At 44.4% G+C, this 14669-nt stretch carries 16 protein-coding genes; 12 read left to right on the top strand and 4 right to left on the bottom strand.

Annotated elements, in window-relative coordinates:
* Positions 1–2: 2 nt before the first annotated feature.
* The 8 genes from map to rplQ all read left to right on the top strand — a co-directional run bounded on the left by map (position 3) and on the right by rplQ (position 4203).
* Positions 3–788 (top strand): type I methionyl aminopeptidase, encoded by a 786-nt coding sequence (gene map, locus NQ564_RS12835; RefSeq protein WP_008149918.1) that lies wholly within the window; start codon positions 3–5, stop codon positions 786–788.
* A gap of 16 nt (positions 789–804) precedes the next feature.
* Complete coding sequence (infA, locus tag NQ564_RS12830) at positions 805–1023, top strand: translation initiation factor IF-1 (RefSeq protein WP_005634776.1); 219 nt, start codon at positions 805–807, stop codon at positions 1021–1023.
* A 15-nt stretch (positions 1024–1038) separates the two neighbouring features.
* Positions 1039–1155, top strand: a complete 117-nt coding sequence (ykgO, locus tag NQ564_RS12825) for a type B 50S ribosomal protein L36 (protein WP_005645768.1) — start codon at positions 1039–1041, stop codon at positions 1153–1155.
* 35 nt (positions 1156–1190) lie between these two features.
* On the top strand, positions 1191–1571 hold the full coding sequence (gene rpsM, locus NQ564_RS12820; protein WP_005634778.1) for a 30S ribosomal protein S13: 381 nt from the start codon (positions 1191–1193) through the stop codon (positions 1569–1571).
* 11 nt (positions 1572–1582) lie between these two features.
* Positions 1583–1972 carry a 30S ribosomal protein S11 gene (gene rpsK, locus NQ564_RS12815; protein ID WP_005634781.1) on the top strand — a complete coding sequence of 130 codons (390 nt, stop codon included), beginning with the start codon at positions 1583–1585 and terminating at the stop codon, positions 1970–1972.
* 123 nt (positions 1973–2095) lie between these two features.
* Positions 2096–2701, top strand: coding sequence for a 30S ribosomal protein S4 (gene rpsD, locus NQ564_RS12810; protein ID WP_008149909.1), 606 nt, complete (start codon positions 2096–2098; stop codon positions 2699–2701).
* A gap of 12 nt (positions 2702–2713) precedes the next feature.
* Positions 2714–3706 carry a DNA-directed RNA polymerase subunit alpha gene (locus NQ564_RS12805; RefSeq protein ID WP_005634785.1) on the top strand — a complete coding sequence of 331 codons (993 nt, stop codon included), beginning with the start codon at positions 2714–2716 and terminating at the stop codon, positions 3704–3706.
* 8 nt (positions 3707–3714) lie between these two features.
* Positions 3715–4203 (top strand): 50S ribosomal protein L17, encoded by a 489-nt coding sequence (gene rplQ, locus NQ564_RS12800; RefSeq protein ID WP_008149905.1) that lies wholly within the window; start codon positions 3715–3717, stop codon positions 4201–4203.
* An 84-nt stretch (positions 4204–4287) separates the two neighbouring features.
* Here the strand turns inward: rplQ and NQ564_RS12795 are convergent, their stop codons facing one another.
* Genes NQ564_RS12795 through NQ564_RS12785 form a run of 3 tightly spaced genes read right to left on the bottom strand, consistent with a single transcriptional unit; the run spans position 4288 to position 5389 of the window.
* Positions 4288–4458: a hypothetical protein gene (locus tag NQ564_RS12795; RefSeq protein WP_008149903.1), complete on the bottom strand. Its 171-nt coding sequence runs from the start codon at positions 4456–4458 to the stop codon at positions 4288–4290.
* Between the two features lie 20 nt (positions 4459–4478).
* Positions 4479–4949, bottom strand: coding sequence for a glucosaminidase domain-containing protein (locus NQ564_RS12790; protein WP_008149901.1), 471 nt, complete (start codon positions 4947–4949; stop codon positions 4479–4481).
* Complete coding sequence (locus tag NQ564_RS12785) at positions 4946–5389, bottom strand: HU family DNA-binding protein (protein ID WP_008149899.1); 444 nt, start codon at positions 5387–5389, stop codon at positions 4946–4948. Before NQ564_RS12785 ends, NQ564_RS12790 begins: the two co-directional genes overlap by 4 nt.
* Before the next feature lie 201 nt (positions 5390–5590).
* On the opposite strand from NQ564_RS12785, the gene NQ564_RS12780 reads away from it, so the two are divergent.
* From NQ564_RS12780 to NQ564_RS12770, 3 genes are all read left to right on the top strand, one after another.
* Entirely contained in the window at positions 5591–5827 is a 237-nt protein-coding gene (locus NQ564_RS12780) for a DUF4248 domain-containing protein (protein WP_008149898.1), read from the top strand.
* A 75-nt stretch (positions 5828–5902) separates the two neighbouring features.
* The gene (locus tag NQ564_RS12775) at positions 5903–8266 is read left to right on the top strand and encodes a DUF3987 domain-containing protein (protein ID WP_008149896.1); all 2364 of its coding nucleotides are present in this window, start codon (positions 5903–5905) and stop codon (positions 8264–8266) included.
* A 553-nt stretch (positions 8267–8819) separates the two neighbouring features.
* Entirely contained in the window at positions 8820–11837 is a 3018-nt protein-coding gene (locus tag NQ564_RS12770) for a DUF6383 domain-containing protein (RefSeq protein ID WP_129650162.1), read from the top strand.
* A gap of 348 nt (positions 11838–12185) precedes the next feature.
* Here NQ564_RS12770 and NQ564_RS12765 read toward each other — a convergent pair whose 3' ends face one another.
* Complete coding sequence (locus NQ564_RS12765) at positions 12186–13085, bottom strand: Rpn family recombination-promoting nuclease/putative transposase (protein WP_008149888.1); 900 nt, start codon at positions 13083–13085, stop codon at positions 12186–12188.
* Positions 13086–13373: 288 nt separating this feature from the next.
* Here NQ564_RS12765 and eno point away from each other — a divergent pair, with 288 nt between their 5' ends.
* On the top strand, positions 13374–14657 hold the full coding sequence (eno, locus tag NQ564_RS12760) for a phosphopyruvate hydratase (RefSeq protein WP_129650160.1): 1284 nt from the start codon (positions 13374–13376) through the stop codon (positions 14655–14657).
* The last annotated feature ends 12 nt before the right edge of the window (positions 14658–14669 follow it).

Below are 14669 nucleotides of genomic sequence, written 5' to 3'. Positions count from 1 at the left end.
GAATGATCTATTTAAAAACAGATGAAGAAATTGAGTTGATGCGTACGGCGAATCAACTGGTAGGTAAGACGCTTGGCGAATTGGCCAAACATATTGCTCCCGGTGTCAATACGCTTCAACTCGATAAGATTGCCGAAGAATTCATTAGAGATAATGGTGCGGTTCCGGCGTTTTTGGGATACGGAGGTTTTCCTAATTCCATATGTGCTTCCGTGAATGAACAGGTTGTGCACGGTATTCCTTCTTCTAAGACAATACTGAAAGAGGGGGATGTCATATCTGTCGACTGCGGTACGGTTTTGAATGGTTTTGTCGGTGACTCGGCTTATACGTTTTGTGTGGGCGAAGTCGATCCCAAAGTGAAAAACTTGTTGAAGACGACAAAGGAATCACTTTACCTGGGAATCCAGCATGCCATCGAAGGCAAACGCCTCGGAGACATCAGTCATGCCGTACAGTCCTATTGTGAATCGAAAGGTTACTCTGTTGTCAGAGAGCTGGTCGGCCACGGTATCGGACGTAAGATGCACGAAGAACCGGAAGTCCCCAATTACGGGCGCCCTGGTTGCGGTCCCTTGTTACGCAGTGGTATGTGCATCTGCATAGAACCGATGATTAATATGGGAAGCAAGAATGTCGCTTTTGAGAAAGACGGTTGGACAGTCCGTACGAAAGACAGAAAGTGTTCGGCTCATTTCGAGCATTGTATCGCGATCCGTCCCGAAGGTCCCCAAATCTTGTCTTCATTCGAGTTTTTAGAAGAAGTTTTAGGTAATAATGCAATTTAATTTGATTTAATTTTATATGGCTAAACAGTCAGCAATCGAACAAGATGGAGTTATAGTAGAAGCATTGTCGAACGCAATGTTTCGTGTAGAATTAGAGAACGGACATGAAATCACTGCTCATATCTCAGGGAAGATGCGGATGCACTACATTAAGATCCTTCCCGGTGATAAAGTAAGAGTTGAGATGTCTCCGTATGATCTATCGAAAGGTAGAATTGCTTTTAGATATAAATAAAAAAAACAACAAGATATGAAAGTAAGAGCATCTTTAAAGAAGCGTACTCCCGAATGCAAAATCGTTAGAAGAAAGGGACGCTTATACGTTATTAACAAGAAAAATCCTAAGTATAAACAACGTCAAGGATAATTTATTATTTTTGCAAAATAATTTAAGTAAGTAATATGGCTATAAGAATAGTTGGTGTAGACTTGCCACAAAATAAAAGAGGAGAAATTGCCTTGACCTATATTTATGGTATTGGTCGTAGCGCTTCAAAATCCATTTTAGATAAAGCAGGGATCGATCGTGATATCAAAGTAAAAGACTGGACAGACGATCAGGCTGCAAAAGTACGTGAAGTCATTGGCGCTGAATACAAAGTAGAAGGTGATCTTCGTTCTGAAGTTCAACTGAACATCAAGCGTCTGATGGATATCGGATGTTACAGAGGTGTTCGTCACCGTATTGGTTTGCCTTTGAGAGGCCAGAGCACAAAGAACAACGCTCGTACTCGTAAGGGTAAGAAGAAAACTGTTGCAAATAAGAAAAAAGCTACTAAATAATAAGAATTGATATGGCAAAGAAAACAGTCGCAGCAAAGAAGAGAAACGTAAAAGTTGACGCTTACGGTCAAGCTCATATTCATTCTTCTTTTAACAACATTATTGTATCTCTTGCTAATAGCGAAGGTCAGGTAATCAGTTGGTCTTCTGCTGGTAAGATGGGGTTCAGAAGTTCTAAAAAGAACACTCCGTATGCAGCTCAGATGGCTGCTCAGGATTGTGCAAAAGTAGCTTACGATCTTGGTTTGAGAAAAGTAAAAGTATTCGTAAAGGGACCGGGTAACGGACGTGAGTCTGCTATCAGAACTATCCACGGTGCAGGCATTGAAGTAACAGAGATCGTCGACGTTACTCCGCTTCCTCACAATGGTTGTCGTCCTCCGAAAAAGAGAAGAGTATAATTAACTATAGTTTCTTGAACATTGAATCCGGAATTGTGAATAGATTACACAAAGACCTTATCCTCTCTGTAGTCGCGGCTGCACGGTTCCAGATTCAGAACAGAACATTAAAACAATAAAAAAATGGCAAGATATACTGGACCTAAAACAAGAATTGCCCGTAAGTTTGGTGAGGCAATATTCGGACCGGATAAAGTTCTTTCAAAGAAGAACTATCCTCCCGGACAGCACGGAAATGCCCGCAAGAGAAAAACTTCTGAGTATGGAATACAGCTTCGTGAGAAGCAGAAAGCTAAATACACTTACGGTGTATTGGAAAAACAGTTTAGAAACCTGTTTGAAAAAGCATCACGTTCAAAAGGTATTACCGGTGAAGTGCTGTTGCAGTTGCTGGAAGGCCGTCTGGACAATGTAGTGTTCCGTTTGGGTATCGCCCCGACGCGTGCTGCTGCCCGTCAGTTGGTTTCTCATCGTCACATTACAGTAGACGGTAAGGTTGTAAACATTCCTTCTTACTCTGTAAAAGCCGGTCAGGTTATTGGTGTTAGAGAAAAATCCAAGTCTTTGGAAGTGATTGCCGACGCACTGTCAGGATTCAACCACAGCAAGTATCCTTGGATCGAATGGGATCAGTCTTCTTTAAGCGGAAAATTACTGCATCTGCCGGAAAGAGCTGACATTCCTGAAAACATTAAAGAGCAGTTGATCGTAGAATTGTATTCTAAATAATAATTGATTTCCATGGCGATATTAGCATTTCAAAAACCCGATAAAGTATTAATGTTGGAAGCGGACAATTTCTTCGGAAAGTTTGAATTTCGTCCGTTGGAACCCGGCTACGGTATTACTATAGGTAATGCTTTGCGCCGTATTCTCCTGTCGTCACTTGAAGGTTTTGCTATTACATCCATTAAGATCGAAGGGGTTGACCATGAATTTGGTACAATCCCCGGTGTTATCGAGGATGTGACAAACATTATCTTGAATTTGAAACAAGTACGGTTCAAGCATATTGTAGACGACATAGAGAATGAAAAAGTAAGTATTACTGTTTCGGGTTCGGAAGTGTTCAAAGCCGGTGATATTGGTAAACAGCTGACCGGGTTCGAAGTATTGAATCCTGAGTTGGTTATTTGTCGTTTGGATCCGAACGCAGGTTTCCAGATCGAGCTGACGATTAACAAAGGTCGCGGATATGTTCCCGCTGATGAAAACAGAGACCCGAATGCAGACATGCACGTGATTGCAATCGACTCTATTTACACACCTATTCGTAACGTCAAGTATTCGATTGAGAACTTCCGTGTTGAGCAAAAGACGGACTACGAAAAGTTGGTTCTTGAAATAGCCACTGATGGTTCTATTCATCCGAAGGAAGCGTTAAAAGAGGCAGCTAAGATTCTGATTCACCATTTCATGTTGTTCTCAGATGAAAAGATTGCTATCGAGACAGTTGATACTGACGGTAATGAGGAATTCGATGAAGAAGTGCTTCACATGCGTCAGTTGCTGAAGAGCAAGCTCTCGGATATGGATCTTTCCGTTCGCGCATTGAATTGCTTGAAGGCCGCAGATGTTGAAACGTTAGGTGAGTTGGTTAAATTCAACAAGAATGACTTGTTGAAATTCCGTAACTTCGGTAAGAAGTCACTTACAGAACTTGATGAACTGCTTGAGAGTCTGAACCTTTCATTCGGTATGGATATCACTAAATATAAATTAGATAAAGAGTAAGTATAGCGATGAGACACAATAAGAAAATAAATCATTTAGGTCGTACGAACACTCACCGTAACGCAATGCTTTCAAACATGGCATGTTCTCTTATCAAACATAAGAGAATCTTTACGACTGTTGCTAAAGCTAAAGCGCTTCGCAAGTTCGTAGAACCGCTTATCACTAAGTCTAAAGAGGATACAACTCACTCAAGACGTGTGGTATTCAGCAATTTGCAAGACAAATATGCTGTAACAGAATTGTTCAAGGAAGTATCTCAGAAGATCGGTGATCGTCCGGGTGGTTACACTCGTATCCTGAAGACTGGTAACCGTCTGGGTGACAACGCAGCAATGTGCTTCATTGAACTGGTTGATTACAACGAAAACATGTTGAAGACAGCTACGGCTAAGAAAGCAACTAAGACAAGACGTTCTCGCAAAAAGTCTACAGCTGCTGAAACAGAAGCTCCTGTTGCAGAAGCACCGGTTGCTGAAGAAAAAGCTGCCGAATAATTCCGGCTTATTCAACAAACAAATAAAAAAAGCCTGTCTGCCCTTTCGCAGACGGGCTTTTTTGTGTTTTACCAGAGCCTGATCCTAACAGACAGTCTCAAATAGAGGTTCATCCCTTTCCTCAGGATCCTGAGGATCAGGGCGAGGAAAAGTTTCAGGGCTGATGGAAGGTGTTTCATCCGGTGTAGGTTTAAAGTGGAACATAAAATTCAACAAAGCCAAGATAAATTCAAGAACCTTTCTGATCTTCTTCATGATGGATAGTCGTTTAGAGTTTATAATACGATTAACGCCATAATCGCCTGTATTGTCTGTGCGATTTGGATGATGCTGAGCCGGTAGGTTTCCCGGTTATCACCGTTTAGTTCGCTGATGTAGGGACTGTAAGCTATCTCCTTTGCGTATGCCTGTAGATCGTTACTCACCTGCCAGGCGGAGCGATAGCTGTTCCGTATCAAGCGGGCGAAATCGAGGAAGGAATTCTCTCGTGTGTCATAGCGTCGGAAATTCAATGGATAGGAGGAAGCCTTTACGGTTGTTTTCCCGCCATGCCAATAAGCGTTGCTGCACCCATAGGCGGTCAGTCCGAAATAGTTCCGCGACTCCTTTGCCAGGTTGCTCGTTCCCCAGCCACTTTCAAATGCCGCCTGTGCCAGAATGGCCAGTGGATTCAGGTTGAAGGCGGCTCCTGCCGACACAGCTGCCGGTAGGCATTCTTTTACGAAGTTGATTTGCGCTGGTTTCATAATTCTCCGGGTCTGTCATCTTCACCACCTGCATCGGACTTATCTGTCTCTTGTCCAATGCGTTCAATACTCACTTTGGCAATCATTTCGCGCAGCTTAACTCCCGGAGAATAGATTATTCGAGGCTTCCTGATCAATGATGCGTGAAAATCGTCTGCATTTACCACTCCGGAGCTTCCGAGCGAGAGCCGGAAGTTGCCCAATGCACCCAACTGGACCACTTCGCCACGCAACAACGCTTCCTGCATACAACGGATCAATCCCAACAAGACGAGCGCTACATCACCGTCACTGGCCGTCGAACGGTCTGCCACCACATCGCAGATCGTGTCGAAATCCATCATACCTGTGACATTGGCCGAGGCATAATACCGCTTGGCGTCGGTTGCCGCACCTTTGGTCAAGTCTTTCTTTAAAACAAGTTTGTACTTTACTGACATACGATTAATAGATTAAGGGTTAGTGAATTATTATATAACAAAGATACGACGTCCGGTGGCCTGGCGGGAAAGGTATATACGGTTAGCTGAGGTTTCGGCAGTATTTCTTGTTTTTTTGTAAAATAATTGTCGGATTCTTTGTGTAGTACCAAAAAATGTCGTACATTTATAATGTATTAGAATGGTTAAATCAAAATTATTATGGAAGATAAAAAAATAGAGCTTATATCGGCAAAAGGGGCTATGGGGGTTACCGAATTCGCACTCCTTTATTTCCCGGATTGTACCCCGGAGATCGCCTATAAAAGGATGTGGGTATGGATACGGACTTCACGTGGTCTGAAAGAGAAACTCTTGGCTGCGGGGTGGGTGAAATTCCAGAAACTCTATACGCCGAAGCAGGTAGCCTGCCTGGTCGAGCACTTGGGGGAACCTTAGAAATAACAAACAACCGAAAGAGCCGCACGAAACGTTCCGACAGGGACTGTAGCCTTTCATTTAATACATAGTAGTATGGTAATACAAAAAGAAGTCGAAGGAACTAGCTTCGACTCTGCGTTCCAGACAGGGAACGCCAGTTTGATGACCTTGGATCAGTACATCGGTAATGTGAAAAGTGGCGAATATGCAAGCCGGATCGCTTATCTGCGCGGGCTTATCAAAGCCGGAAAAAAGGATGAAGCGGATGCTTACAAGAAAAAACTACCCCTCTATGTCGCCGGCGGCGTGATGGAGGGAGGCCGCAAACTTGAGCACATGGTACGCTATAGCGCGTGCACGGTAGTCGATATAGACGATTCACCTATACCCGTCCCCGAATTGCTCCTCCGGGCAGCCGAGCTCCCGTATGTGAAAGCCGGCCACGTCAGCCCTTCCGGCAGTGGTGTCAAGCTTTTCGTATTGGTCGACAGTGGGTTGAAGGACCATTATCCGGCCTTTGAAGTCGTCCGCCGCCGTGTAGAGACGGATCTTCCGGGTGTGAAGGTGGACATCAGTGGGAAAGATCCGAACCGTGGCTGTTTCGCCAGCCATGACCCGGACGCTTTTTATAAAGAAGAATCCGAAGTGATCGAAATCCCCGTTGCCAGTCCGGAGCTTCAGGCCGGTTCCGGGCATCCCTCCGCAGGCATGTGTTCCGGCATGAGGCTTTCGAACTACATCGACAAGTACGAACAAAGCAATGCTTTTGTTCCCGGCAACCGCCATTCCTATCTTGTGAAGTTGTCTTCGGCCTTGAATAATGCCGGCTTTTCTCCTTACGACGCCGCCCGAGAGTGTGTCCGCCGCTACGGCTCGGCCGACTTCCCGACTGTCGAGGTCGAGACGACGGTAAACGACATCTACCGGCGCTACAGTGCTTCGCACGGGAGCTGTGCGTTCCATCCGGATGGGACTTGTTCTGTCCCGAAATCTGCCAAATCTGCCAAGTCTGCCACCCCCTTTCCAAAAACGGCACAAAAGGATGTAGAACATGGAGAATGTGATGATATAGAGCTGGATAGCACCCTTCTCCCTCGCTTTGACGAGGCTATTTACGATCATTTACCACCTCTTCTCACGGACATATTGAAACATGCGTACAGCTGTACGGATCGCGATATTTTGCTGATTTCTTCGCTGACACTCCTGAGCAGTGTGACCCCCGGCGTCAAAGGCTCGTTGGGTGAACACGATTACACACCTGCCTTTTACACGATCATAACCGGTGGTTCTGGAAGTGGGAAAGGACGTATCGCAGCTCTGCAACGGATGCTCGAACCCTGGCAACAGTATATTTATGATAATTCTCGCCACCAGGTCGAAGAATATGAAGATTTGCAGGAAGCATACGATAACTACAAGATGCAAAAACGTCAGAAACAGGCCTCTAAACAGCTGCTCGGGCCGGCTCCGTCAAAGCCGAAGATGGTGAAACAGAGAAACCTTGCGCTGACAGGTAACGTTACGCAGGCCCGACTTGTGGAACTGCTCGAAGCCAACTATCCCTACACCTCCTGCATGGTCGATACCGAGATGGAGACGGTCTTGAGTATGTTCTCGCAGGATTTCGGCAAATATAATGATGTGTTGAACAAGTCGTATCATCATGAACCTGTAGGTAGCTCGACTAAAAGCAGCGGATCGTTCATGGTCAGACGGCCCAACTTGGCATTGCTGCTGAGCGGTACTCCTGCCATGCTTCCCCGTCTGATCCCTTCGACCGAAAACGGCCTTTTCAGTCGTATCCTGATGTACCGTATACCGGGAAGCGGGGCCTATCGTCCGTTGACTTCGGCTGACGATAGTCCGGCAGCATCCGAATATTTTGAAGCCTTGGGGCAGCGTGTGCTCGATATCGGGGTTTTTCTCGACGGCTCTCCGACATGGGTCAAATTCAGTGATGCCCAGCGTAAACGCCTCGATCGTTTTTTCGAGCGCGAGTATTACAATGTCCGTTCTTTCGGCAACGAAGACATGGAGTCGACGGTTCTGCGCTATCGCTTGGCTATTTTTCGCATAGGAATGGGGCTGACCGTGTTGCGCAAGGGCGAGAGTGGTTGTCCGGAGCGTGTCTGGACGATCAGCGACGATGATTTCGCCACCGCCTTCCATCTCGGCAAGGTTTGTTTGCAACATGCCTATGTCGTGGCTACATCGTTGCAGAGCGCGGCGTCGGAGGTGCATTTTCGGTTCCCGCACCATTTGCGCAACTTGTTTGTCTCTCTTCTTGATTCTTTCAAACGCATTGATGTGGTCAGGGAAGCGAATGTCCGTGAAATTTCCGAATCAACAGTCGATAAATTCCTCCGTAAACTACAAAAAAATGACCTAATCGTCTCAGAAGGAAATGGTTACTACCGAAAAACGGAACGGGGAAAACAGGTTGTCGAAATTTAAAAAGGTCCTGGCAGACTTGGCAGACTTTGGCAGGTTTTTCAGGCAAAATCCGGAATGCTTCAAAAAACAGACCGGTAAGCATCGGACCAACGACGGACACATACCCCTTCGAAACGCAGTAAGCATCGGGGTTTTCCCTAAAAAACACCGATTTTTGAACGAAAACGGCGTTAATGAATTTTTAGAATGTAGTTTTTAGGGGTAAATCGTTGTGGATGAGCTGTTTGTAGGATGTAAAAATGACGAAAAAAAAGGATCCTTTTTTTTCGTCATTTTTACAGCACAAAAATACATATACTTTTTAAAACCACAACTCTTTTCTGCAAAAAAAATCCTACATCTATATCCTTTCTTATCAATTAGATAGCAATTCGAGGACAAAAAACCGCCTTTTCAACACGAACTTCCCAAAAAGGCGAAAAAAATGACGAAAAAAAACGATCGTTTTTGCTATCAATATACGAAAGTTAACACGTGTACATTATAAACGCGTGTACATATATATAGAAAGAACATTTCAATTTATAGTATTATTAATATTAAAGTTTAGATTATGAACAAGAGAATTTCTACTCTTTTGGCAGCGGGCTTACTGATGGTAGGTGCGTTGTTTGGTTCTGCAAACGCTGCTCCTACAGCGGAAGCCGCAAAAGGTGATTTGCAGAATGGTGCAAAGTTCTACTTGGGTAACACAACAAATGGTTACATCAAAGTAGATCAAACTCACAAAGTAAATGGAACGGCTGTTTCCACTTATCATGCTACAGGTGATGCTGCTATCGAAAATGCTGCTTTGTTTGAAATTGCTGATTATGCTTACAATGCAATTGGTGACTTTTCTACGTTTACATTGAAAGCTGATGGAAAACCGTTTTATGTGACGAAAGCAAATGGTAATGCGTTAAGTGCTGATGTGACAGATGTTGCAACTGTTACAAACATCTTTACTGTAGAAGGTAAAGGATTGGATTTTACAAAACTTTCAGTTTTGAATTTGGCTGGTCAATTTGAAGTTAATTCAACTGCCGCTACGACATATGATGTAAGTGCTGGGGGAACAGCAGCTACAGCATGGGTTGCTAAAACAGACCTCACTGTCGATGATTTGAACGCCAACCTTTCCGGTCAAGGCTTCAAGTTTGCATTCCCGAATGCAGTTTCTGATCCGGATGTCAATCTGTTTGCAGATCAGATGATTGCTGTAGATGCATCTGCTGTAGATGCTGCATTGACTGCAAGTGTAATTTCTACTCCTGCAACATCTGGTATGTATTTTGTTAAAGCTGACGCTGCCGGTAAGAAACTGTTGGTAACAGGCTTTACAAAAGCACAGGTTGAAGCTGCAACATTTATCGTATTGAATCCGGAAAAGAACTTTGGTATCACAGGCTTGGATGCTGCAGATGGTGAAGGCTACGACTTTACAACTGTAAAAGGTAACAAGTTGGCCAATAACAACGTTAAGAAAGATGGTAAAGTTGCAAGCGTGAACGGTGTTTTTGCTGTTTCAGAAGATGATCCTCAGAATGCAGAAGGTGAATATACGATTACATTGGCTTCTGCTAAAGTTGAAGGTAATGACAACACGGCTGCTTCAAACTTGTTTGTAGGTGCTTACTCTTTGACTACAGGAGGTATCAAGACTTATATCACGACTGTTGGTTCCGGTAACGCCGACAAACTGTCTTTGGCTATGACAACAAGCAACACTTGGGCTGCTGCTGCTGACGTATTGAAAGCAGACGATGCTGCTATCTACAACATCTCTTTCTTGGGAACTAAGCCGGCTAACACTACTGCTGCTGCTTCTTCTTTGTATGGCAAATATTTGATCCCGACTTATGGTGCTGCTGCATTCGGCGCAGCCGTAGCAGCTCCGGAAAATGTAGATGTAAATGCTCCGTTGGCTCAGTGGGTAATCTCTTCTGTAAGTGGTCGTAACTTTACATTCACAAACCGTGAAACAAACGTGATTTTCACTGTCAGCATGTATAAGACAGACAAGGCTGGCGAATATGTAATCAGTAATGCTACATTGAGCAATGGAACTTCTATAACTTCTATTGATGGTGTAAATGCTCCTGCTTCCGGTGCAGATTTGTCTACGGTTGCTAACTGGAAATATCAGATTGTCAAACTGACTCCGATAACTGAAAGCGAAGGCTTCTTGGCATTGACAGATGCACAGTTGAGCCAGCAGACTGAATTGGTTTTCAACGGTACTGGTTCGGTAACGGTTGAAAAGCTGTACATGGCTTACACAGGTAGCGCTACTCCTGCTTACTTTGTTCCTATCAACAATGCTGCTTATAGCGTTCAGTGGATGTTTGAAAAGGCTGAAAGCGTAAAAAATAAGATGAAATATGCTTATCTGGACGGAACAGATGTAAAACAGAAAGACTCTGTTGTAAACATTGCGACTTCTTATTTGCTGTACAATTTGAAGAACGATAATTCTAAGCAGTATTTTGGTGGTGTTGCTAGTGATTATAAAGCAGCAAATGATAAAGATAACGCGCAGCGTTTATTCTTCAAAAAGAATGCGGATGGAACATATGCTATGATGCGTTTTACTAAAGCTCAAATTTCTTTAGCTACAGATGCTCTTAGTTACTCAGCTGTTGTTAAGGCTGATGCAAAGAAATGGTCTGTAAATACATCTTCTGCTTCTTTTGAAGCTGGTACTGCAACTTTGGATGAACTGGATGCTCCTTATTCAGCTGTAACGGTTGACTTTAACGCTCTTTCTGAATCATTGGAAGCTGTAGCACGTCACGCTACATTCAATAGCGAAGAAGGTGCTGTTGCTGTGAAACAGAACAAGAACGGTATCTTGGAAGGTATTATCGGCGAAGGTATGACATTCTGGTTGGATACAGCTGATATCGACAAGGATTTCCATTCTTTCTATATCTCTAAAGGTAATGGTGAAGAAGAAGCAAGAGGCTTCTTGTATTTCGCAACGGATTCTATGCTTCATTGGGATGCTAACAAGGCTGATTATGTATATAATGTAAACTATGCTTTGGAAGGCTCTTATGTAGCTGCTGATGGACGTGATGGCGATTTGAAAGCTATTTTCCGTCCGGCAACATTGGCTGGTCTTGACACAATCTCTACGACTGTAAACGGCGAGACTGTTTTGGTTGCAGAAGAGGAAGAAGAAGATGTATGCTTGGGTGGTGTTGATAACTTCAAGTTCTACATTATGAAAGCTTCTGAAAGCAGCTATGTAATCAGACCGATTTCTGCTCCGAATTATTATTTGTACAACCTGAACGGTAAGTTAGGCTTTACAAATCAGGTGGAAAAAGCTCTGGTTGTTACATTGGGCGAAGGCGATGCAACAGCTAACGAGGACGTGGAAGTTGCAACAGTTAAAGTTGTATCTGGCGAAGGTAACGTAACAATCGCTGGTGCTGCCGGTAAGAAAGTTGTCATCAGCAACATTTTAGGCCAGGTAGTAGCTAACACGGTTGTTTCTTCTGACAACGCTACAATCGCTGCTCCGCAGGGTATCGTAGTCGTAGCTGTTGAAGGTGAAGAAGCTGTAAAAGCTATCGTTAAATAACGATTGATACTAAAAAACAATACTGTTGTCTATCGTAAGGGCGGAGTAGAATCCCGCCCCTACAGAGACATATGACATTTTATAATCAAATAATTCTAAATATCACCGTGCGGTATTTCCCGGATAGCTGGCCTTGCAGCCGTTACTTGGGAGCGGCCAATTACCTCGCGAGGGGGAACAAGCGGTGAATATTAATACTAAAGTTAATGAAATTATAAAAAGTTCTTCTGTCCTTCCCTCTGTGAAGACCGGAGGCAGACAAAAAAACAAGCCCCTGCAATCGTTTGGTTGCAAGGGCTTCGTTATATTATTACGTTGCAGTTCATCTTGATCCTTCAAGGCTGTAATTCATTTCAATAGCGCCTCCACCTCTTTTTCCGGTAGTCCGGCTGTCTTGGCTATGGTGGCAAGATCCATACCTGCCTGCTTCATGTTCAGGATGATTTTGCGCATTCCTTCGGCGATGCCTTTAGCCATCCCTTTTTCCTCCCCCTCCTCAAAACTTGTAGCCATGCAGGCAGCCAGGTCGCGTTCGGCTGCAATACTTAGTTCGTATGCTAAGCGTTCTTTAGCGCTCATGCGTTGTAGTTCGATAGCGCTTTTGAGTTTTCGCAGGAGTTTGTCGTTTTGTATTGTTTCTTTTGATAACTGTCCCATAATGTCTATGTTGTTCATCGTGTATAAAAACTTTTTGTAAAACGTATCGCATTCCTCAAAGTTCAAGTTGAACTTTGGAAGCTCCAAGTAGATCTCATTCAGTGTTTCGCTGAACGGAATTTTCAGTTCACGGTCCATGCGCACGACATCCCAACGATATTTGTCAGTGTAGCGCGTATCGAGCCGGAAGTCCAAAAAGCAGACTACATACACTTTGTTGATATGATAGTTCCACCGTCTTCTCTCCTCCTCCTTTGCCAACCGGAACTTCTCGCTTTCTATATCAGCCTGCATTTGTATAACAAACGAAGCGTAGTAAAGTACACGGTCGGAGAAGTACTTTTGTCTCTTTTTCTGGATTTCGACAATGAAAAGCTCCCCATCCGATCCTTCACAAAACAAATCGAATACAGCTTTCCTGCTATCAGTATTGTTGCCTTGCATTTCCACGTTGTGGAATATGATATCTTTGATACCCTTGTTAAGCAGGCTGTTCAAGAAGCCGATTGTAAGCTCCTTGTTCGACACAGTACCGAAAAACCTTTTAAACGCGTAATCCGATTTCGGATCAATAAACATGTCTGATTTCATAGTTTGACAGGTTTTAGGTCGCTATCCAATGCCGGATAGTGTAACAAAGATAATCGTTTATCTGAAAGCCGGAAAGTTTTGTTCGGAAAAAGTAGGGGAGGTGGCATTTCCTTTTGGGATTCGTTATGTATAAACATTCTATCGCATTATGAACGCTTTAGGATATCGGATCGAATTGTCGATGTCGTTGTAAATGGGGCGATAGACAATATTGATCCCCTTTCCCCAACAAAGCTTCGTCCTCTTTTGTTATATTTGTACGAAAGATAAAACTCAAATAGTAAAAATATGGAAATTGTAAAAGTAGTAGGACGAGAAATCCTTGATTCACGTGGTAACCCGACTGTTGAAGTAGATGTACATTTGGCTTCCGGCGCTTTTGGCCGCGCAGCTGTTCCCTCTGGCGCTTCTACCGGTGAAAACGAAGCAATCGAACTTCGTGATGGTGACAAGAAACGCTATGGTGGCAAAGGCGTTCTGAAAGCTGTCGCTAATGTAAATAATGTAATTGCTCCCGCTATCCTGGGTATGAGCGCCCTGAACCAGCGTGAGATCGACCATAAACTGATTGAACTTGACGGTACGAAGACAAAGTCTAATTTAGGCGCCAACGCCATGTTAGGCGTTTCTCTGGCTGTAGCTAAGGCGGCAGCTAACTATTTGGACCAGCCTCTCTACCGTTATATCGGCGGGACGAATGCCTATGTATTGCCTGTCCCGATGATGAATATTATCAATGGCGGCTCGCATTCAGATGCCCCGATCGCTTTTCAGGAATTTATGATCCGTCCGGTTGGCGCTTGTTGCTTCCGGGAAGGTTTGCGCATGGGTGCCGAAGTTTTCCATGCCTTGAAGAAGGTGTTGCACGATCGCGGCCTGAGCACGGCTGTCGGTGACGAAGGTGGTTTTGCTCCTGCTTTGGATGGGACGGAAGACGCTCTGAACTCCATCATGGCTGCCATTAAAGCTGCCGGATACGAGCCGGGTAAAGACGTAACGATCGCCATGGACTGTGCCTCTTCCGAATTCTATCATGACGGCGTATATGATTATACGAAGTTTGAAGGAGCCAAGGGAGCCAAGCGTACTGCCGAGCAACAGGTAGCTTATCTGTCCGAACTGGTAGCCAAATACCCGATCGACTCTATCGAGGACGGTATGGACGAAAACGATTGGGCCGGCTGGAAACTGCTGACTGAAGCGCTGGGAAGCAAATGCCAGTTGGTCGGTGACGACCTGTTCGTGACAAACGTAGAATTCCTGAAGAAAGGTATCGAGGAAGGTTGTGCCAACTCTATCCTGATCAAGGTGAACCAGATCGGAACGTTGTCTGAAACACTGGATGCAATCGAAATGGCACACCGTAACGGCTATACCTCCGTCACTTCGCATCGTTCGGGTGAGACCGAAGATGCTACGATCGCCGACATCGCCGTTGCTACCAACAGTGGGCAGATCAAGACCGGTTCTTTGAGCCGTTCGGACCGTATGGCGAAATACAACCAGTTGCTCCGTATCGAAGAGGAGTTGGGTGACTTGGCTGTTTATGGATATAAAACTTACAAGAAGTAAGAATCTCCGTTA

Origin of the sequence: Parabacteroides johnsonii DSM 18315, assembly GCF_025151045.1 — a bacterium.
In the GTDB taxonomy this organism is placed as follows: Bacteria; Bacteroidota; Bacteroidia; order Bacteroidales; family Tannerellaceae; genus Parabacteroides; species Parabacteroides johnsonii.
This window is presented reverse-complemented; position numbering and strand designations above follow the sequence as displayed.